Source organism: Streptomyces sp. PA03-1a, assembly GCF_033792805.1.
Taxonomy (GTDB): Bacteria; Actinomycetota; Actinomycetes; order Streptomycetales; family Streptomycetaceae; genus Actinacidiphila.
The window spans coordinates 51,801-68,904 of record NZ_JARAVO010000008.1 but is presented as its reverse complement, the minus strand read 5'-3'; the positions used below and the strand labels follow the sequence as shown (position 1 = coordinate 68,904).

At 73.8% G+C, this 17,104-nt stretch carries 21 protein-coding genes; 11 read left to right on the top strand and 10 right to left on the bottom strand.

Features of this window, described 5'->3' with window-relative positions:
- Positions 1 to 15 precede the first annotated feature (15 nt).
- The 3 genes from PV341_RS03310 to PV341_RS03300 all read left to right on the top strand — a co-directional run bounded on the left by PV341_RS03310 (position 16) and on the right by PV341_RS03300 (position 3,795).
- On the top strand, positions 16 to 1,665 hold the full coding sequence (locus tag PV341_RS03310; RefSeq protein WP_500324735.1) for an FAD-dependent oxidoreductase: 1,650 nt from the start codon (positions 16 to 18) through the stop codon (positions 1,663 to 1,665).
- A gap of 33 nt (positions 1,666 to 1,698) precedes the next feature.
- Positions 1,699 to 2,643: a MerR family transcriptional regulator gene (locus PV341_RS03305; protein WP_500356634.1), complete on the top strand. Its 945-nt coding sequence runs from the start codon at positions 1,699 to 1,701 to the stop codon at positions 2,641 to 2,643.
- A gap of 174 nt (positions 2,644 to 2,817) precedes the next feature.
- Positions 2,818 to 3,795, top strand: a complete 978-nt coding sequence (locus tag PV341_RS03300) for an ABC transporter permease (protein ID WP_500356632.1) — start codon at positions 2,818 to 2,820, stop codon at positions 3,793 to 3,795.
- 46 nt (positions 3,796 to 3,841) lie between these two features.
- Here the strand turns inward: PV341_RS03300 and PV341_RS03295 are convergent, their stop codons facing one another.
- Positions 3,842 to 4,636: an SDR family NAD(P)-dependent oxidoreductase gene (locus PV341_RS03295; RefSeq protein ID WP_500324741.1), complete on the bottom strand. Its 795-nt coding sequence runs from the start codon at positions 4,634 to 4,636 to the stop codon at positions 3,842 to 3,844.
- Positions 4,637 to 4,691: 55 nt separating this feature from the next.
- Between PV341_RS03295 and PV341_RS03290 the strand changes: the two genes are divergently transcribed.
- Together PV341_RS03290 and PV341_RS03285 are read left to right on the top strand one after the other, a co-directional pair.
- On the top strand, positions 4,692 to 6,098 hold the full coding sequence (locus PV341_RS03290) for an amidase (RefSeq protein ID WP_500356630.1): 1,407 nt from the start codon (positions 4,692 to 4,694) through the stop codon (positions 6,096 to 6,098).
- A 5-nt stretch (positions 6,099 to 6,103) separates the two neighbouring features.
- Positions 6,104 to 6,673 (top strand): TetR/AcrR family transcriptional regulator, encoded by a 570-nt coding sequence (locus tag PV341_RS03285; protein ID WP_500324745.1) that lies wholly within the window; start codon positions 6,104 to 6,106, stop codon positions 6,671 to 6,673.
- A 15-nt stretch (positions 6,674 to 6,688) separates the two neighbouring features.
- On the opposite strand, the gene PV341_RS03280 is transcribed toward PV341_RS03285, so the two are convergent.
- Complete coding sequence (locus tag PV341_RS03280) at positions 6,689 to 7,249, bottom strand: ester cyclase (RefSeq protein ID WP_500324747.1); 561 nt, start codon at positions 7,247 to 7,249, stop codon at positions 6,689 to 6,691.
- Positions 7,250 to 7,376: 127 nt separating this feature from the next.
- On the opposite strand from PV341_RS03280, the gene PV341_RS03275 reads away from it, so the two are divergent.
- From PV341_RS03275 to PV341_RS03260, 4 genes are all read left to right on the top strand, one after another.
- On the top strand, positions 7,377 to 7,991 hold the full coding sequence (locus PV341_RS03275; RefSeq protein WP_500356628.1) for a TetR/AcrR family transcriptional regulator: 615 nt from the start codon (positions 7,377 to 7,379) through the stop codon (positions 7,989 to 7,991).
- A gap of 148 nt (positions 7,992 to 8,139) precedes the next feature.
- Entirely contained in the window at positions 8,140 to 8,409 is a 270-nt protein-coding gene (locus tag PV341_RS03270) for a hypothetical protein (RefSeq protein WP_500356626.1), read from the top strand.
- Between the two features lie 218 nt (positions 8,410 to 8,627).
- Positions 8,628 to 8,771, top strand: a complete 144-nt coding sequence (locus PV341_RS03265) for a hypothetical protein (RefSeq protein WP_500356625.1) — start codon at positions 8,628 to 8,630, stop codon at positions 8,769 to 8,771.
- A 50-nt stretch (positions 8,772 to 8,821) separates the two neighbouring features.
- Positions 8,822 to 9,418: a chloramphenicol phosphotransferase CPT family protein gene (locus PV341_RS03260; RefSeq protein WP_500324754.1), complete on the top strand. Its 597-nt coding sequence runs from the start codon at positions 8,822 to 8,824 to the stop codon at positions 9,416 to 9,418.
- Here PV341_RS03260 and PV341_RS03255 read toward each other — a convergent pair.
- Positions 9,408 to 10,247, bottom strand: a complete 840-nt coding sequence (locus PV341_RS03255) for a helix-turn-helix transcriptional regulator (RefSeq protein ID WP_500324756.1) — start codon at positions 10,245 to 10,247, stop codon at positions 9,408 to 9,410. The two genes, PV341_RS03260 and PV341_RS03255, sit on opposite strands and share 11 nt — an antisense overlap.
- A gap of 254 nt (positions 10,248 to 10,501) precedes the next feature.
- A complete protein-coding gene (locus PV341_RS03250) occupies positions 10,502 to 10,894 on the bottom strand; it encodes an SRPBCC family protein (protein WP_500356624.1) in 393 nt (130 codons plus the stop codon).
- 174 nt (positions 10,895 to 11,068) lie between these two features.
- Here PV341_RS03250 and PV341_RS03245 point away from each other — a divergent pair, with 174 nt between their 5' ends.
- Positions 11,069 to 12,049 carry a D-cysteine desulfhydrase family protein gene (locus PV341_RS03245; protein WP_500356623.1) on the top strand — a complete coding sequence of 327 codons (981 nt, stop codon included), beginning with the start codon at positions 11,069 to 11,071 and terminating at the stop codon, positions 12,047 to 12,049.
- 13 nt (positions 12,050 to 12,062) lie between these two features.
- Here PV341_RS03245 and PV341_RS03240 read toward each other — a convergent pair whose 3' ends face one another.
- Together PV341_RS03240 and PV341_RS03235 are read right to left on the bottom strand one after the other, a co-directional pair.
- The gene (locus tag PV341_RS03240) at positions 12,063 to 12,827 is read right to left on the bottom strand and encodes an alpha/beta hydrolase (protein ID WP_500356622.1); all 765 of its coding nucleotides are present in this window, start codon (positions 12,825 to 12,827) and stop codon (positions 12,063 to 12,065) included.
- A complete protein-coding gene (locus PV341_RS03235) occupies positions 12,824 to 13,984 on the bottom strand; it encodes an MFS transporter (protein WP_500356636.1) in 1,161 nt (386 codons plus the stop codon). The genes PV341_RS03240 and PV341_RS03235 overlap by 4 nt, the downstream gene beginning before the upstream one ends.
- A gap of 99 nt (positions 13,985 to 14,083) precedes the next feature.
- Between PV341_RS03235 and PV341_RS03230 the strand changes: the two genes are divergently transcribed.
- Positions 14,084 to 14,842, top strand: a complete 759-nt coding sequence (locus tag PV341_RS03230) for a DeoR/GlpR family DNA-binding transcription regulator (protein ID WP_500356621.1) — start codon at positions 14,084 to 14,086, stop codon at positions 14,840 to 14,842.
- A 60-nt stretch (positions 14,843 to 14,902) separates the two neighbouring features.
- Here PV341_RS03230 and PV341_RS03225 read toward each other — a convergent pair whose 3' ends face one another.
- The 4 genes from PV341_RS03225 to PV341_RS03210 all read right to left on the bottom strand — a co-directional run bounded on the left by PV341_RS03225 (position 14,903) and on the right by PV341_RS03210 (position 17,029).
- A complete protein-coding gene (locus PV341_RS03225; RefSeq protein ID WP_500324765.1) occupies positions 14,903 to 15,412 on the bottom strand; it encodes a Dps family protein in 510 nt (169 codons plus the stop codon).
- A 150-nt stretch (positions 15,413 to 15,562) separates the two neighbouring features.
- Complete coding sequence (locus PV341_RS03220; protein ID WP_500324767.1) at positions 15,563 to 16,000, bottom strand: Fur family transcriptional regulator; 438 nt, start codon at positions 15,998 to 16,000, stop codon at positions 15,563 to 15,565.
- Between the two features lie 72 nt (positions 16,001 to 16,072).
- The gene (locus PV341_RS03215; RefSeq protein ID WP_500324768.1) at positions 16,073 to 16,282 is read right to left on the bottom strand and encodes a DUF2180 family protein; all 210 of its coding nucleotides are present in this window, start codon (positions 16,280 to 16,282) and stop codon (positions 16,073 to 16,075) included.
- A gap of 120 nt (positions 16,283 to 16,402) precedes the next feature.
- Entirely contained in the window at positions 16,403 to 17,029 is a 627-nt protein-coding gene (locus tag PV341_RS03210; RefSeq protein ID WP_500324770.1) for a TetR/AcrR family transcriptional regulator, read from the bottom strand.
- Positions 17,030 to 17,104 lie beyond the last annotated feature (75 nt).

Here is a 17,104-nt window from a genome sequence, read left to right as displayed (position 1 = left end):
CTCCGGGAGCCCCGCATGAGCCCCCAGACCACCGATGTCCTCGTCATCGGCAGCGGCTTCGGCGGTGCGATACCCGCCTACCACCTCGCCGCCGCGGGAGCCCGGGTCACCGTCCTCGAACGCGGACCGCGCCTGGCCACCGAGGACTTCACCCACGACCTCGACCTGGGCGCGTACCCCCGCATCGTCGACGTGATCAAGGGAGACGGCATCTCGGTCGTCGCGGGCAACTGCGTGGGCGGCGGCAGCGTCGTCTACTTCGCCGCGTCGCTGCGCGCGCCGTCCTTCGTCTTCGACCGGCGCGACGCCTCGGGACGGCGGCTGTGGCCCGCCTCCCTCACCCGCGCCGCCCTCGACCCCTGGTACGAGCAGGTCGAGCAGGCCCTGCCCGTGACGAAGCTCGACTGGCCCGACGTCTCGTACGCGGGCGGCGTGCTGGCCGCCGCCTGCGACCGCGCCGGGCACACCTGTAACCCGGTGCCCGTCGCCGTCGACCGGGCCCGCTGCACCGACTGCAACTGGATGCTCTCGGGCTGCCGATTCGGCGCCAAGCGCTCCATGCTGCTCAACTACCTGCCCGCCGCGGAGGCCCACGGGGCCGAGATCCGCCCCCTGCACGAGGTGCAGCTGATCCGCCCGTCCACGGTGCCCGGATACCGCTACGCCGTCGACTACACCACCGTGGACCCGGCGGACTACACCTGCCCCACCGGCGCGGGCACCGTCCACACCAAGGTCCTGGTGCTGGCCGCGGGCGCGGTCGGCACACCGGTCCTGCTGCAGCGTTCGGCGCTCGCCCTGGGGGGAGTCCCGCCGGCCGTCGGCGGCTACTTCTCCGGCAACGGCGACCGGGTCAGCGTCGCGGAGATGGACGAGGGCAAGGTCCGCTCCCTGCTCGGGCTGGCGCGCAGCGCGACGGTGGCGTACGAGGCGCTGCACATCGGGATGCCGATCACCGCGGCGTCCTTCGACCGACTCGACGCCCGGGCGCCGGAGTTCTCCCGCTTCACCCTCCAGCAGATCTACTTCCCGACCGTGACCAACTCCCTCGCCCAGACCGCCGGGGGGCGTTGGTCGGGCGTCGCCAAGAAGCAGATGCGGGCCCGCTGGCGCTCCTGGCTCACCGTGCTCGCCATGACCGAGGACGAGGCCGAGGGCAGCTTCGGCGTGCCGCCCCTCACCGGCAGTTTCACCCGCCTGGCCAACGGGCTGGGCCTGGGCACCATGCGGTTCGCACCGACGGCCGGCACGCGGCGCGGCTGGTCCGAGGCCGACACCCACGCACGGGCGGTACTGGAACGGGACGGCCTCGCCACCGTCCGCCCGTGGAGCGAGGACGTGGCGGGCACGGTGACCGCCCATCCCCTCGCCTCCTGCCGGCTCGGCGACTCCGCCGCGATCTCCGCGCTGACCGAGCTCAACGAGCTGCGCACCCACCCCGGCCTCTTCGTGACGGACGGTGCGGCCGTCCCCACCTCCCTCACCGTCAATCCCTCCCTGACCATCGCGGCCCTCGCGGAGCGTGCCTGCCCCGCCATCGCCGCCCGCTGCGCCCAGTACGGCGTCGCCGTGCGCTACGCACCGAGCGATCCGCTCACCGGCGCGACCCGCGGGGGCGACATCGCGGCGGCGGCCCGTGCCGTCGCGGCCCGCGCGGGGGCTTGAGTCTCCCCCGGGGGGAGACGGAAGAGTGGAGGTGTGAACGGCGACGCGCGCTACTCGATCGGCGACCTGGCCCGGCGCACCGGGCTGACGGTCAAGACCATCCGCTCCTACTCCGACCGGGGGATCGTGACGCCGGCCGGCCGTAGTCCGGCCGGCTACCGCCGCTACGGCGACGAGGCCCCAGCCCGGCTGGAACTCGTGCGGACCCTGCGCGAGCTGGGACTCGACCTGGCCACGATCCGGCGGGTCGTGGACCGGGAGCTGTCCCTGCCCGAGGTCGCGGCGGCCCATGCCGCGGCCCTGGAGGCGCAGATCCGCACCTTGCGGCTGCGGCGCGCGGTGCTGACGGCCGTGGCCCGGCGCGGGTCCACCCCGGAGGAGACCGAGCTCATGCACGAACTGGCCGGGCTGTCCGCGGTGGAACGCGGACGGCTCATCGACGACTTCCTCGACGCCGTCCTCGGCGGACCCGGTGACCTCGCGGACGCCCCCACGCTCGCGGGCCTGCGCCGCTCCCTCACCCCGGAGCTGCCCGAGGACCCCGAGCCGGACCAGGTCCAGGCGTGGGTGGAGCTCGCCGAACTGTCACGGGACCCCGGCTTCCGGGCCACGATGCGCCGGATGGCCGGGGAGCACGCGGCCGACCGTGCCCGGGCCGGGACCACGTCGCCGCGCCGCGACGTCGTCGCGTCGGTCGGCGAGCGGGTCGGCCCCGCCGTGGCCGCCGGCGTCGACCCCGCCTCCGACCGGGCGCGTACGGTCGTCGCGGCCGTCGCCGCGGAGTGCGCGGACCTCCTCGGCGCCGCGGACGGCGCCGAGCTCCGGCGACGACTGCTGACCCGTCTGCGGACCGCGTCCGACCCACGCCGGGAGCGGTACGCCCGGCTGCTCGCGGTGGTCAACGGCTGGCCCGTCCTGGAGAGCCGCGGGCCCGCCCTCGACTGGGCCGTCCGCGCCCTGGAGGCCGCCGCAGCGTGACCGGACGGCTCGCCGGGCCCTCACGCCGGTGCGCCGGACCCAGGTCCCGTCAGGTAGCGGGGGCGGATCACCGGCAGTAACTTGGGCGGCGGGTTCGCCCCGCACCGCCGGCCGTGCCGCGAGGCCGCCGGGGACGGAGCTCGGCCTTTCGGAGGGTGCGATGAGGGTAAGCCGATGACTGCCCCCTCCGGGCTGTCACGTTTCCGGCCGGCCGTGGTCATCGTCCTGCTCCTGGCGGTGGGGGCGGGGCTGTTCGCCGGTTCGTACAGCTTCGCCATGGCACATCCGACACCGCATCACATCCCGATCGGCGTCGTGGACGACTCCCCCCAGCTGCAGAAGTTCGTGGCGGGCATGGACTCGGGTCTGAGCACCGAACTGCTGCAGCGCCGCTTCGCCACGCGGGCGGCCGCCGTCGACGCCGTCGACCGGCAGCATGTGTTCGCCGTGGCGCAGACCAGGGCCGGGGGCGGCGCCGTCTCGTTCGACCTGGTGCCGGCCGCGGGGGCCTCGGTGGCGCGTGTGCTGGCGGCGGCGGCCCCGGTGGCGGCCGCGCAGGCAGGGGTGCGGCTGACCCTCGGCGACCTCAGACCGCTGCAGCCCGGCGACCCGCAGGGGCTCGCGATCTTCTACATCACGCTCGCCGCGGTCATCGTGGGCTTCCTGGGCGCGGTGCAGCTGACCGTGCACGCGTCGGAGCTCAGACCGCTGGAGCGCTTCCTGACGATCGTCGCGTACTCCGCGCTCGGAAGCCTGTCCATCGTCGCGGTGGTGGACTGGGGGCTGCACGTGCTGCGGCTGCCCTTCCTCCAGTCCTGGGCGATCCTGACCCTCACGATGGTGACCTCGGGGCTGGTGTTCACGGCGTTCTACATGCTGTTCGGCAAGTGGGCCATCCTGCCGACCTGGTTGCTCATGGTGCTGCTCGGCAACCCGTCCTCGGGCGGGGCGGTGTCCTGGCTGCTCCTGCCCGAGCCGCTGGGGGCCGTCGGCCGCTGGCTGCCGCCCGGGGCCTCGGTCAACGCCCAGCACAACGCGATCTACTTCGCCGAGAACCAGTACGCCTTCCCGTACCTGGTGCTCTTCGGCTGGGCGGCGGCGGCCGCCGCGGTGGCGTGGACCTGGCGGCGGCGCCGGTACCCGCACATGTGACCCCGTACGGTCGTACCGGACGGCGTCACACCCGTACGGCGGCCGCTCAGCGGCGGTGCCGCTGCGCGGTCACGATGTCCCGCGTCGCACGCTCGGCGGATCCGCTGAGCCGCTGGACGCGGGCGGCGAAGACCGGGAACTGCCCGGCGACGGCGCTGAGCAGGCGCAGCTCGGGCGGGGCCACGTTCACCTCGCCGAGGTTGCGTTCGACGGCCCGGACGACCCCCGCCGTGACCTGTCGGGGCGTCACGGTACGCGCCCCGGCGGGCGCCTTGGCACCCGTGTCGGCGAACATGCCCGCGTCCCGGACGAATCCGGGCTGGACCAAGGACACCCCGACACCGGTCCCGTGCAGGTCCTCGCGGAAGCCGTGGGCGAAGCCGCGGAGGCCGAACTTGGTCGCGCTGTACAGGGAGGTGGACCGCGAGGCGGCCTTGCCGGACAGTGAGCCGATGAGGACGATGTGGCCCCGCCCGGCCCCGACCATGGCCGGCGCCAGCAGCCGCGCGAGCAGAACCGGTGCCCGCAGGTTCACCATCAGGGCGCGGTCGAGCTGGTCGGGGGAGTAGTCCAGCAGCTCGCCGCTGCTCGGCAGGGCGGCGTTGGCCACGAGGACGTCGACGCCGGCGCACTCGGCGGCCAGCCGCTCCACGTCGGCGCGATCCGCGAGGTCGGCGGGGACGGCCCTCGCGTCCAGGCTCTTGGCCAAGGGTTCGAGGACGTCGGCGCGGCGCCCGCTGAGGGTCAACCGCGCGCCCCTGGCGGCGAGTTCGCGCGCCATGTCCTGGCCGAGCCCACCCGTGGCACCGGTGAGCAGAACAGTTGCACCGGCGATGCGCATCCGTCTAACCTCCCGTCTCGTTCGTTCGAACGAACAATAGGGAGAGGGGGCGGCCGTGTCCACTGCCCGTACCGAGGGGCTTGCGGCGCAGGCCCGGGCGTTGCGTGAAGGCGATGTCACCGCGGCGGAGCTGGTGCGCGTGACGCTCGGCCGCATCGACGCCACCCAGCCGACCGTCAACGCCTTCCGCCGCGTGCGTGCCGAGGCCGCCCTGGCGGAGGCCGAGGAGGCCGACCGGCGGCTGGAGCGCGGCGAGCGGCTGCCGCTGCTGGGCGTCCCCGTCGCGATCAAGGACGACACGGACCTGGCGGGCGAACCGACCGCGTTCGGTTGCGCCGGGGCCTTCCCGGCCAAGTCCGAGGACGGCGAGGCGGTACGGCGGCTGCGCGCGGCCGGCGCGATCGTCGTCGGCAAGACCAACACCTGTGAGCTGGGGCAGTGGCCGTTCACCGAGGGCCCCGCCTTCGGTGCCACCCGCAACCCGTGGGACCTGGGGCACACTCCCGGGGGTTCCTCCGGCGGCGCCGCGGCAGCGGTGGCCGCCGGGGTGGTGGCCGCGGCGCTGGGCTCGGACGGGGCGGGTTCGGTCCGCATCCCCGCGGCGTGGACGCGTCTGGTGGGCATCAAGCCGCAGCGTGGCCGGGTCTCCACCTGGCCCGACGCCGAGTCCTTCCACGGCCTGACCGTCAACGGCCCGCTCGCCCGCACCGTTGGCGACGCGGCGCTGCTGCTGGATGCCGCCGCCGGACAGCACCCGGGCGACCTCCACCGGCCCCCGGGCATCGCCGCCGTCGAGGCGGCCGGACGCGAACCGGGCCGGCTGCGGATCGCAGTGTCCTGGCGGCCCCCGTTCGTCGCCGCCCGTGCCCCGCTCCACCCGTCCGTGCGCCGCGCGCTCGGGGACCTGGCCGACGCCCTCGCCCGGCTGGGCCACGAGGTGGAGGAGGCCGAGCCGCGCTACGGCCTGATCGGACTGAGCTTCCTGCCCCGCGCGTTCGCCGGCATCAGCCAGTGGAGCGACCGCGTCCCGGACCGCACGCTCCTCGACCCCCGCACCCTGACCGCCTCCCGGAACGGGCGCCTGCTCGCCGGGGCCGCCCTGCGCCGCGCCCGCCGCGCGGAGGGCGGCCAGCACCGCCGGATCGGCGAGATCTTCTCCCGCTTCGACGTGCTCCTCACCCCCGCCACCGCCACCCCGCCCCCGGCCGTGGGCGCCATGACCGAGCTGTCCGGGCGGCGCACCGACCAGGCGGTGATCGCGGCCTGCCCGTACGCCTGGCCCTGGAACGTGCTCGGCTGGCCCGGCATCAGCGTCCCGGCGGGCTTCGGCGACGGCCTGCCGGTGGGCGCCCAGCTCCTCGGGCCGGCCCACAGCGAGCCCCTGCTGATCTCGCTCGCCGCACAGCTGGAGAGCGATCAGCGCTGGTACGAGCAGCGCGCCCCCGCCGCGGTGACACAATGACAGGCATGCCCAACCCCGCCGGCACCCGCCAGAACATCATCAGTGCCGTCCTGCGGATCATCGGTCAGGACGGTGTCGCCGCGGTCACCAACCGGCGCATCGCCCAGGAGGCCGGGGTGTCCCTCGGCTCGGTGACCTACCACTTCGCCACGCAGCACGACCTGCTGCGGGAGAGCCTGCTGCACTTCGTGGAGGAGGAGACCGGCCGCTTCACCGAACTGGCCGCCCGGGGGCAGGAGGAGGGCATCGACCTCAAGGGTGCCGCCGCGCTGGTGGGGCAGGTCGCCGAGGGGACGGGCTTCGACAGCACCCACCTCGCGCCCTTCGAGCTGTACGTCCAGGCCGGCCGCGACCCCGCGCTGCGGGACGCCGCGGCGGAGTGCTTCGCCGCCTACGACCGGCTCGCCGCGTCCGTGCTGACCGCCCTCGGCGTGCCGGACGCCGAGGAGGCCGCCTCGACGGTCGTGGCCCTGGTGTTCGGGATGCAGCTGCGCCGCCTGGCCACCGGCAGCTCGGCCGAGAGCCTGGTCGACGCGCTGCTCCTGCTGGCACGGGGCGCCTCGGGCGCCCGCTGACCCGGGCCCGCCGGACTACGCGCGCGCCTGCCCGGCCGCCGCGGCGGCGAGCTTCGTGACCTCGTCCGCGGCCCGCTTGGCGCGTCCGGAGACCTTCCAGGCGACCATGCGCATCGCCACGGCCGGCGACGGGGGGAAGACGCCGAGCTGGCCCAGCATCGTGACGTCGTCACGCAGCGCCTCGTGCCGGACGACCTTGCCGTCGCGGAGGTCGAGCAGGTGCACCTGCTCGAAGTCGACCTCGCGCCCCGTGGGAGGGATCGCCTGGTCGAGGACGCCGTCCCGGAAGCGCACGAACGGACCGGTGTGCCGTCCCTGCATGCGCAGCCGGATCCAGACCTGATCGTCGTTGCGCGCGATGCCCAGCACGGGGAAGCGCAGGTCGCTGAAGGCCGAGCGGAGCCACGCGCCAGAGGCCAGCGTTCCCGCCGGGCCGGGTGTCGAACAGGCCGCGGGCGAGACGGCCGCCTCCCGGTTGTGGTTGTCGGCGCCCACGACCTCGGCGGCCAGCGCCGCGTCGCCCGTCTCCAGGATCCGGAAGAGCCCTTCGGCCAGGTCCTTGGCGTCCATCGCCATCGTTCCCACCTTTCGCCCGCCCGTCCTGCGGGCCGGTCTCACCGGATGCGCGAGCCGCGCATCCGATATTGAGGTTATAGAGGACCGATTGGATAGGTCAAAGCGGCACTGATAGTAGGATGACGGCATGGTCACCAAGCGCGCATACGTCTCCCCGCTCCGTGAACAGGCCGCGGCGCGGACGCGTGCGGTGATCCTCGAACAGGCGGAGCAGCTCTTCGCCGAACGCGGCTACGGGCGGGTGACCGTCGCGGACATCGCGGCGGCGGCCGGGGTCGCGTCGAAGACGGTCTTCGCGAGCGTCGGCAGCAAATCGGAGGTCCTGGACCGGATCGTCGACAAGGCCGTCGTGGGGTCCGGTTACGAGGGGGCCGTCGCGCGCATCCTGGCCGTACGGACGCCCGAGGGCGTCCTCCGGGCGCTCGCCGGCGGCACCCGGGCGGGCAACGAGAGCCAGTTCAAGGCGCACGAGGCGATTCAGAAGGCGTTGCCCGTGCACGAGAACGGCGAGGCGCTGTGGGAAAGGGCGACGGCGGACTACCGGGAGGCGCTGCGCGCGGTCGCCCGGCATTTCCTGGCGGTGAGCGCACCCGCCCCGCGCTACTCGCCGGAGGAGACCGCCGACCTGCTTTGGTTCTGGTTCGGCCCGACCGGCTGGCGCACGCTCGTGGTGGAGAACGGCTGGTCGTGGGACCGGGCCGAGGAGGTCCTGTACCGCACGGCGATGGACGCCCTCGTGTGAAACCGCGGCTTCCCGAGCGTGGAGGAATGCGGGGGAAATCGCGTGATGATGTGTCACAAACCCGGTCCGGGTGTCACTCGTTAAGGCGATCCGTGGATTGACGGGCGTTCACCGGGGAATGCGTTCTGGCGAAAGGGAGTGATTCTTCATGGATTTGAAGATTCGCAGGCTCGTTTTCGGTGCGGGAATGCTGGGAGTCGTGCTGGGCACCGTGGTCGGGGTGCTCTCGGCGGGCACGGTCTACAGCGTCGTCGTCGGCGCGTTGCTGTGCGCGACGGCCGGTGTCGTCGCGGTCCTCTACTGGGGCGAGCACGGAGGCGCCCGGCGCCGCCGTGCCCGGTGGGCCCAGCGGCCGGAGCAGATCCCGCACCCGCGGCGGTTCGGGCGGCTCGACGGCCCCGACGCCTTCCGCTACTGACCCGACGGGGCGCGGCGCCCGGGACCGGAACCGGGACGCGGGAGCGCCGGCTTCCCTGGCGCCCCCATACAACGCCCGAAGCGGGGAAGGCGGGCATCCGACGCCACAGTGGAGGTGCCCATGTCGCCCGTGTCCCACCGTGTCCACGACCCCCGCCACCCGTCCGACGCCCTCGCCCGCAGTCGGCGAACGTCCCCGCCGCACGCGGAGGATCTGCGATGATCGCCGCATTGGTGCTCGGGCTGCCGGTGTTCCTGCTCGGGCTGATGCTCGTCCTGTCCGCAGTGGAGGACCGGATCGTGAGTCCTCCCCCCACCCAGCCGTCGGCAGGCCCCAACGCGCCCGGCACGCAAGCGCCGTAGGGCGACCGCCCACCACGGCCCCCCGGCGGTCCGGCGGCGGAGGAGGCACGTTGCCCGAAGCCGGCGCAACCACCGATACCGAAGCAACCCCCGATGCCGGGCCAGGCGGCCTCATCGTCTTCCTCAACGGGACGTCCAGTTCGGGGAAGTCGAGCATCGCCAGGGAACTGCTGCTCACCCTGGACGGGACCTACTTCCACATGCCGGTGGACGCGTTCCACGCCATGCGGTCCCGTCGCGAGGTGGGCCCGGAGGAATTGCCGGGCGTACTGCGGCGCACCTGGCGGGGATTCCACCGCGCGGTCGCCGGCATGGCCGCCGGGGGCAACAACGTGGTGGTCGACCACGTCCTCAGCGAGCCCTGGCGCCTGCGGGACTGCCTCGGGCTGTTCCCCCCGAGGGACGTCGTCCTGGTGGGGGTGCACTGCTCGCCCGGGGAACTCCGGCGGCGCGAACGCGATCGCGGGGACCGCCCCGAAGGCCTGGCGGCCCGTCAGTCCGGACTCGTCCACGCCCACGGCCTCTACGACGTCGAGTGCGACACGACCGAGGCCTCCGCGGCGGAGTGTGCCCGCCGCATCCGTGACTTCCTGCCCCGCAGGCCGTTCCCGACCGCGTTCGAGCGACTGGCGGCCGTCACCCGGTGAGTTCCTGGGTGCCGAGCACGGTGAGCAGCGCCAGGCGGTCGGCGTCCTCGGTGCCGGGTTCTGCGGTGTAGACCATGATGCGCAGGTCGCTGCCCGTCACGGTGAGTACGTCGCAGTCGAGGGTCAGCGGGCCCACGCGCGGGTGGTCGAACGTCTTGCGGGCCGCCTCGTGGCGGCCGACCGCGCCGGCGTCCCACAGCTCGGCGAAGCGGTCGCTGTTCGCGCGGAGGTCGGAGACGAGCCGGCGCACCTGCGGGTCGGCCGGGTAGCGGTCGGCGGCCGCGCGGAGGTCGGCGACGAGCGCCGACTCGAAGGCGGCCAGGTACTCCGGGGTGCGCCGGATCCGCTCGCCCCCGCCGACGAAGTGGTTCCAGACCCCGTTGCGCTGGTTGCCGCGCCACCCGGACGGATCGCCCATGAGCGCCGCGTACGGGGGATTGGCCACCAGCAGCGTCCAGGACGCGTCGTAGACGGCGACCGGGGTGCCGGTCAGCCGGTCGAGCAGACGCTGGACGCTGGGCGTGATGTAGGCGGGGACGGTGTCCGGTCCCGGGGGCGCCAGACCGGCCAGCTGGAACAGGTGCCCGCGCTCGTCCGGGGACAGCCGCAGCGCCCTGGCCAGGGCTTCCACGACCTGCGCCGACGGATGGGAGGCCCGGCCCTGTTCGAGCCGGGTGACGTAGTCGACGGAGATCCCCGCCAGCTGGGCCAGTTCCTCCCGGCGCAGTCCCGGGGCACGCCGGTGCCCGCCGACCGGCAGCCCGGCGGCCTCGGGGGCCACCCGCTCCCGCCACCGCCGCACCGCTCTGCCGAATTCCGTCGCCGCCATGCCCCCAGTGTGCTGCGCGGGCCGCGTGGCTGCCTGGTACCCGCAGTCCCAGGAGGTCCGGCGACGGTGGTACGGGGCCGGCCCGGGGCGACCGCCGACATTTGACTCAGTCCAAACTGAGATTTACGTTGGGATTTACGAGGGAACGGAGTCCGGGTCCGCTGGGACGTGCGTCATCCCGGGAGCCGTCCTCTCGCCCCGGCGGTGCGGCCGGCGCCGACAGTTGGCCCCGGCGCCCGGACGCGCCGCCGGACTCAGGCGGTGACCATGCGCGACAGACGGTGCAGGCTGTCGTCCAAGGCCTGGTTCACGACGTCCTCCGGCGGCGCGATGCTCTCGTCGGAGAACGACAGGTGGATGGTCACCTCGCTGGTCCGCTCGTCGGTCCGGTCCACCTGCAGCCAGCCCGCGTAGCGGTCGTCCTCGCTGGTACCCCACTCCAGCCGTTTGTGCGCGCGGTCGGCCCGGAAGAGCGCGGCCGCGTCCCGTCCGGTGTCGTCGTCGTGCACGGTGACGGCGGGCGGTTCGGCGGCGTGGACGTGCAGCTCGTCGGGGAGCCAGGACTCGATGCGGCCGAGGTCCTCCGCCCGGTCGAAGACGCGGTCCGCGGAGGCCGTCATGTTCATGGAGCGCTCGAACTCGCTCACGGCGATCCCACCTCCTCAGGGGGAGACTTCAAGTGTCCCTTCGCCGCGACGAGGCAGCCACCGGGCCCCCTTCCGCCCTTCCGGAGCGGCGGGCCGCCCGGCAGCGCCCACAATGGACTCCACCGGCGTCCGGAACGCCGGTCACCACCGTCGTCTGACCCTGGAGCGCAGCCGATGCCCGGCAAGATCACGCTGTCCACCTGGCCCACCCCCGTCGAGCCCATGCCGCGCCTGGCCGCCACCCTCGGCCTGGGCGCGGACGACCTGTGGATCAAGCGGGACGACCTCACCGGGCTGGGCGGCGGCGGCAACAAGGTCCGCAAGCTGGAGTGGACGGTCGGCGAGGCGCTCGACGCGGGCGCGGACACCCTGGTGACGGTCGGCGCGGCGCAGAGCAACCACGCCCGCCTCACCGCCGCGGCCGGCGCGCGCCTCGGGCTCGACGTCGTCCTCGTCTTCCCCGGCAAGGAACCCGAAGCCGGGTCCGGCACCGGCAACCTCGTGCTCGACGGCCTCTTCGGCGCCAGGGTCGTCTGGGCCGGCGACGCCGAGCCCGCCGACCTCGCGGGCGTCGCCGAGGAGGTGTGCGGGCAACTGCGCCGCGAGGGCGCACTGCCCCACCTCATCCCCTTCGGCGGATCCAGCCCGACCGGTGCCCGCGGGTACGTCGAGGCCGGTGAGGAGCTCCACGCCCAACTGCCGGACGTCGCCCACGTGGTGGTCGCACTCGGCTCCGGCGGCACCATGGCCGGTCTCGTCGCCGCACTGGGTGAGGAACGGGTCCTGGGCGTCCACTGCGGCGCCGTGACCGGACCCGCCGCCATCGTGGCGGACCTGGTGGGGGAGGTCGCCCACCGTGCCGTCGCCCCGGAGTCGCTGCGCATCCGCACCGACCAGGTCGGCGCCGGCTACGCGACGCTCCACGAACCGGTCCTGGAGGCGATGCGTACGGCGGCGGCCACCGAGGGCATCGCCCTGGACCCCACCTACACCGGCCGCGCCATGGCCGGTCTGGCCGCGGCGGTGCGCGACGGCGACATCCGCCGCGGGCGGCGCACCGTCTTCCTGCACACCGGCGGCCTGCCCGGGCTGTTCGGGCACGCCGAGGCCGTGCGCCGCTCGGTCGCCGCGCTGCGGCCGTACGAACGGGGCTGACGGGCCGGGAGGTTCACGCCGCGTCGCGCAGGACGGCGTCGACGAAGCGACCGCGCGGTTCCGGGTTGCCGGTGAACCACAGGGCGAGCCGGTGCTCCGCGTCCGGGTAGGTGAGCCGGGTGAAGCGCGCGCGGGAGCCCCCGAGCGCGGTGGCGACGGCCTCGGTGACGGCGGGCGGGATCACCGTGTCGGCGGCCGGGGTCGCCAGGACCGCCCGGCAGGACAGGGAGCGGAAGACGTCGAGGGCGGGCGAGTTCCGCCAGCTCTCCGGGCTCCGGATGATCTCGGTGAAGCCCGCCCCGAAGGGCACGGTCATCCACGCGTCGGCCGCGTACACGGCAGGAGCGCACAGGCCGACGGACGCCACCCATGCGCCGTAGTGCCGCGCCAGGTCGGCGACGGTCTGCCCGCTCATGCTGAAGCCGATCACGGCCAGGCGGTGCCGGGCCGGGACATGTCCGTCGATGACGGCCCGGGCCTGGAGGAACCGCCGCCTCAGGCTGGAGTCCGCGAGCAGGCCGGTGCTGTCGCCGTGCCCCGAGAAGTCGAAGGCGAGCGCGTGGTGACCCCGGGCGGCGACGTCGCCGAGCAGGCCGGTGAGCCGCTGCCTGTCGCTGGTTCCCGCGCCGTGCAGGACGACGGCCGTCAGCGCCCCGGCCGCTCCCCGGTCGTCCGTGACCGGGCGCGCCGCCGTGCAACTGAGGGTCTCCCCGTCGCAGTCCACGGTGAACGACTCGATCGTGGCGGGGTTCCCGCCGGTGCGTTCGGTGCCGGTCATGCCGCCGAGACCTCCTGGTGCGCCGGTGCGGTACGCGCGGGCGGCCGCAGGATGCCGGCCGCCGCGGCCGCGACGGCACAGCATGCCACGGGCAGCAGGAAGGTGATGTTGAGCGGCATCAGATGGGTCAGCGGCCCGATGACCGCCGGCCCGGCGAGCATGCCGAGGTAGCCGAGCCCGGCGACGCGGGAGACGTTGGCGCCCGCGGCGGCGGGGTCGGCGTGGCCCGCCGCGCTGAACAACTGGGGCACGCAGCCGGACAGTCCGGCGCCGAACACGGCCCAGCCGGCCACCGCCAGGGGCACCCAGGGTGAGAGGGCCGCCGTGAGGAGCCCGGCCGCGGCCACCGTGGCGCCGCCCCGCAGGACGGCCAGGGGGCCGAGCCGCGTGGCCACGCGGTCCACGACGAACCGGCCGGCCGTCATGGCGGTGGAGAAGGCCCCGTAGGCGAGCGCGGCGGTGGCGGCCGGCGCGTCCAGCACGGTGCTCAGGTGGAGCGTGCTCCAGTCGTTGGCCACCCCTTCGCACATCATGATCATCAACGCGAGTACGGCGAGTGCCCAGATGCGCCGTGGCGTCCGCCGGCGGACCGGAGCCTTCGCATTCTCCGTACCAGGGGCGTGGGTTACGGGCCGCAGCAGGGCGGGTGCCGCCGCGACCGCGACGACGACGCCCAGCGCCGCGACGACCCCGAGCGTCCACGCCGGGCTCCAGCCGCTGCTGAGCGTGCGCGCGCCCGCGAGCGCGGCCAGGACGCCGCCGATGGAGAAGGTGGCGTGGAAGGCCGACATGACGGGCCGTCCGTAGCCGTGCTCGACCTGGACGGCGTGGGCGTTCATGCTGACGTCCAGGCTGCCGTTGCCGATGCCGAGCAGCAGGAGGGCGGCGCCCAGGGTCCAGGCGTCGCCGGCCAGGCCCGGCAGGACGACGGTGGCGCTGCACAGTGCCGCGCTGACGGGTACGACCGTACGGGCACCGAGGCGGTCGGTGAGCGGGCCGACGATCTGCATGCCCGCGAAGGCCCCCGCGCCGAGCAGCAGCAGGAGCCAGCCGAGCGTGGCATGGCCGATCCCCGTGCGGTGCTCGATCTCCGGGATGTGCACGATCCACATTCCCAGCACGAAGCCGTTCAGCACGAAGTAGGCGAAGGTGGCCATCCGGGCGGCCCGAGGTGCTGTGTTCACGCTTCGAACATAGCGAACATCTATTACTTTCGAAACCTTGCCTTTTGAACATGCCTGTTGTTCAATGCGGTCATGGCTGGTACCGACCGACTCAGGCAGATCACCGAGGCCGTGCAGGAGGCGGGGCGCGTCGGCGTCGCCGAACTGGCCGTCCTCACCGGCGCCTCGGAGATGACCGTCCGTCGCGACCTGGAGGTGCTGGCCGCCCAGGGTGTCCTGGAGCGCTACCGGGGCGGCGCGCGGAGCCTGCTGCTGCGCGGTGAGGAACCGCCCTTCGGGCTCCGGTCCCAGGAGGGGCAGGAGGGCAAGCGGCGCATCGCGGCCGAGGTCGCCGGGCTGATCTCCGACGGCGAGGCTGTCGTCCTGGACAGCGGTACGACCTGCCTGGAGGTGGCCCGGGCGCTCGAAGGGCGCCGGCTGACGGTGATGCCCCTGTCGCTGCACTCGGTGAACGCCCTGACCGGCGCCCCGTCCCTGACCCTGCTCGTCCCGGGCGGCCGGCCGCGGCCCGGCGAACTGGCGCTCACCGGCCCGCTGACCGAGGCGTCGCTGGCCGCGCTGCGCTTCGACACCGCGGTGATCGGCTGCTGCGGTCTCAACGCCGCCAACGGCCTCACGGCCTACGACCTGGACGACGCCGCCGTGAAGCGGGCCGCCATCGGCTCCGCCCGCCGCGTCATCGCGGTGACGGAGGGGGCCAAGCTCTCCCGTACCGCCCTCGCCTTCGTCGCCCCGGCCACTGCGTTGCACGCCGTCGTCACGGACGACTCCGCGCCGCAGGACGCGGTCGGCGCACTGACCGCGGCGGGTGTCATGGTCCGGCAGGTCTGACCACGCGTCCGTCGTCCGACGTCGTCAAGGTGTTCTGTCCGCACGGAATGTGACGGTTGGTCAGACGTGGGCGAGGCGGTCGCGCAGCATCCAGGCGTGCTTCTCGACGGACTGCAGCGTGGTGTTGACCAGGTCCCCGGTGGCCGGGTCCTCGGCGCCCGTGGCGCTGGACGCCGCGCGCAACACGCATCCGACGGTGTTGAGGCGGCCGAGGACGAGGGTCGCGGCGCGGATGTCCTCGATGCGGCCCGCGGGGAACTCGGGGAGCGTCGTGGTCCGTGCCACGGTGTCGCTTCGGCCGTCGGGGGCGGCGCCGACGGCGCGCATCCGCTCGGCGATCTCGTCCGCCGCTTCACGGGCGGTCGCGGCGATCTCGTCCAGTTCCAGGTGCAGGCTGCGGAAGCCGCGGCCGACGAGGTTCCAGTGCGCCTGCTTGGTCTGTGCGTGCACTTCCAGCAGGTCGACGAGGACGTCCTGGAGGGTGGCGGCCAGCGGTGCGGAGGCGGTGAACGGGGCGGCGTCGAAAGCGCGGCGCCGGTTGGTGGGGGAGGCGTGCAGGGTCGTGGTCACGATGGACTCCGTTCCCATGGGCGGGCGGTGTGCGGTGCGTGCCGCGAGGTCCGCGTCCGGCCGGCGAGGTGGGAGGGGTGCGATGGGGCCGGTGGCGGTCTTCGTCCTGGTGCGGTTCCCACACTACGCCTAGATTGGACCCGGTCAAATCTAGATGCCGGTGGCGGCCTTCTGGCAGTCGGCGCACAGGCCCCACCAGGTGATCTCGGCCTCGTCGATGACGAAGCCCTTGTCCTCCACGGGGTCCAGGCAGGGGGCCGCGCCGACCGTGCAGTCGACGTCCTCGACCCGTCCGCAGTTGCGGCAGACCAGGTGGTGGTGGTTGTCGCCGACGCGCAGCTCGTAGCGCGCGGCGGAACCGGCGGGCTCGATGCAGCGGATCAACTGCACCCTGGTGAGGTCGTCGAGCACGTTGTAGAGGCCCTGCTTGGACAGTCCGCCAGCGCCCGGGGAGCCGACGCCGATCCTCGCCTCGAGCTCGGAGGCGGTGGAGTGGGGGTGGCCCTGCAGGGCGCTGAGGAGGGCGCGGCGCTGTGCCGTACTGCGCAGCCCCTTGCTCTTGAGCAGGTCGCCCACTGACTGCTCCATGGCGGCGTCACGCTCCTTCGCGCACGAGATTGGACACAGTCAATTTTAGTGCACGTGCCGCCGTGGCCGTGCTCACTCGGCGGTCTCGGCCGTGTGGCAGGTGGCGCAGACGACGCGGCGCGCGGGCAGGCGGCTGGTCGCCCGGCCGAGCCCGCGGGGCTGGTGGACGGGGAGGCGGACGACGCGGGAGTGGTCCGCGCAGGTGAACAGGCCGCAACGGGTGCAGACGCCGATGCCTTCGCTGTTGTGGCGCGCTTCCTGGGCGCAGTCGTAGCACTTCACGCGAGTTCGCTCCGTGGGGTGGGGGAGGGGCGCGGCTCTCGTCGCCCGCCCCTCGAACGTAAAGGCGAGAATTGACCGAGTCAAATCTCGGGCCGTACGTGTTCCGCCGTGCGGAAGGACTCAGACCTCCGGGCGGCGGTAGGTGCCGTACCACTGCGACCCGGCCAGGTCGCGGGCCACGGCCTCGTCCCGGGCCGGGTCGCCGATCGCCACCTGACGTGCGATGACCTGCTCACCGCCCCAGGCCAGCACCTGCGCCGCGGCCGTCGCGTCCACCCCCCGGTGGAGGCGGCCGGCCTCCTGCTCCTCCTCGATCAGCCGGGTCATGTGCCGGGTGAACCGGTCGATCTCCCGCGCCCTGGCCTCGCGCATCTCGGCGTCATAGGCCGCCACTTCGGCGATGGCGGCGAGCAGGGGACCGCGCTCGCGGTAGTAGCGCAGCTGCTCCGCGTAGATCGCCGCCAGGCCGTCGGGGCCGCCGTCCGGCCCGGTCGGACGCCAGTCGCCGCCGATCCGGAACAGCTCCTCCTTCATGTGGGCGGTCAGCCGGATGAGCAGGTCGGTCTTGTCCCGGAAGCACAGGTAGAAGGTCGACCGGGCCACGCCCGCCTCCGCGGCGATCCGCTGGACGCCGAGCTCGGTGAAGGTGGCGCCGGCCTGGAGGAGCCGCTCGGTGGCGGCGAGGACCGCCGCCTCGGAGTCCGCGCGGCGCCTGGTCTGGCGGGTCGGGCGGGTGATCGATGCCATGTGTGCTGCTCCCTGGTTGACCGGACGCCCATTCTCTCCGTCCCCTACGTCACCGTACTGTCTCGGACACTGTGT

What these genes read in the sequence shown, in the direction of transcription:
- PV341_RS03295 (WP_500324741.1), bottom strand. Translation starts at nt 4,636, where the DNA reads ATGCGCATCGCCGGTGCAACTGTTCTGCTCACCGGTGCCACGGGTGGG.
- PV341_RS03255 (WP_500324756.1), bottom strand. Translation starts at nt 10,247, where the DNA reads ATGGCGGCGACGGAATTCGGCAGAGCGGTGCGGCGGTGGCGGGAGCGG.
- PV341_RS03280 (WP_500324747.1), bottom strand. Translation starts at nt 7,249, where the DNA reads ATGGCGATGGACGCCAAGGACCTGGCCGAAGGGCTCTTCCGGATCCTG.
- PV341_RS03220 (WP_500324767.1), bottom strand. Translation starts at nt 16,000, where the DNA reads ATGGAGCAGTCAGTGGGCGACCTGCTCAAGAGCAAGGGGCTGCGCAGT.
- PV341_RS03210 (WP_500324770.1), bottom strand. Translation starts at nt 17,029, where the DNA reads ATGGCATCGATCACCCGCCCGACCCGCCAGACCAGGCGCCGCGCGGAC.
- PV341_RS03270 (WP_500356626.1), top strand. Translation starts at nt 8,140, where the DNA reads ATGGATTTGAAGATTCGCAGGCTCGTTTTCGGTGCGGGAATGCTGGGA.
- PV341_RS03300 (WP_500356632.1), top strand. Translation starts at nt 2,818, where the DNA reads ATGACTGCCCCCTCCGGGCTGTCACGTTTCCGGCCGGCCGTGGTCATC.
- PV341_RS03245 (WP_500356623.1), top strand. Translation starts at nt 11,069, where the DNA reads ATGCCCGGCAAGATCACGCTGTCCACCTGGCCCACCCCCGTCGAGCCC.
- PV341_RS03240 (WP_500356622.1), bottom strand. Translation starts at nt 12,827, where the DNA reads ATGACCGGCACCGAACGCACCGGCGGGAACCCCGCCACGATCGAGTCG.
- PV341_RS03285 (WP_500324745.1), top strand. Translation starts at nt 6,104, where the DNA reads ATGCCCAACCCCGCCGGCACCCGCCAGAACATCATCAGTGCCGTCCTG.
- PV341_RS03275 (WP_500356628.1), top strand. Translation starts at nt 7,377, where the DNA reads ATGGTCACCAAGCGCGCATACGTCTCCCCGCTCCGTGAACAGGCCGCG.
- PV341_RS03310 (WP_500324735.1), top strand. Translation starts at nt 16, where the DNA reads ATGAGCCCCCAGACCACCGATGTCCTCGTCATCGGCAGCGGCTTCGGC.
- PV341_RS03230 (WP_500356621.1), top strand. Translation starts at nt 14,084, where the DNA reads ATGGCTGGTACCGACCGACTCAGGCAGATCACCGAGGCCGTGCAGGAG.
- PV341_RS03265 (WP_500356625.1), top strand. Translation starts at nt 8,628, where the DNA reads ATGATCGCCGCATTGGTGCTCGGGCTGCCGGTGTTCCTGCTCGGGCTG.
- PV341_RS03235 (WP_500356636.1), bottom strand. Translation starts at nt 13,984, where the DNA reads ATGGCCACCTTCGCCTACTTCGTGCTGAACGGCTTCGTGCTGGGAATG.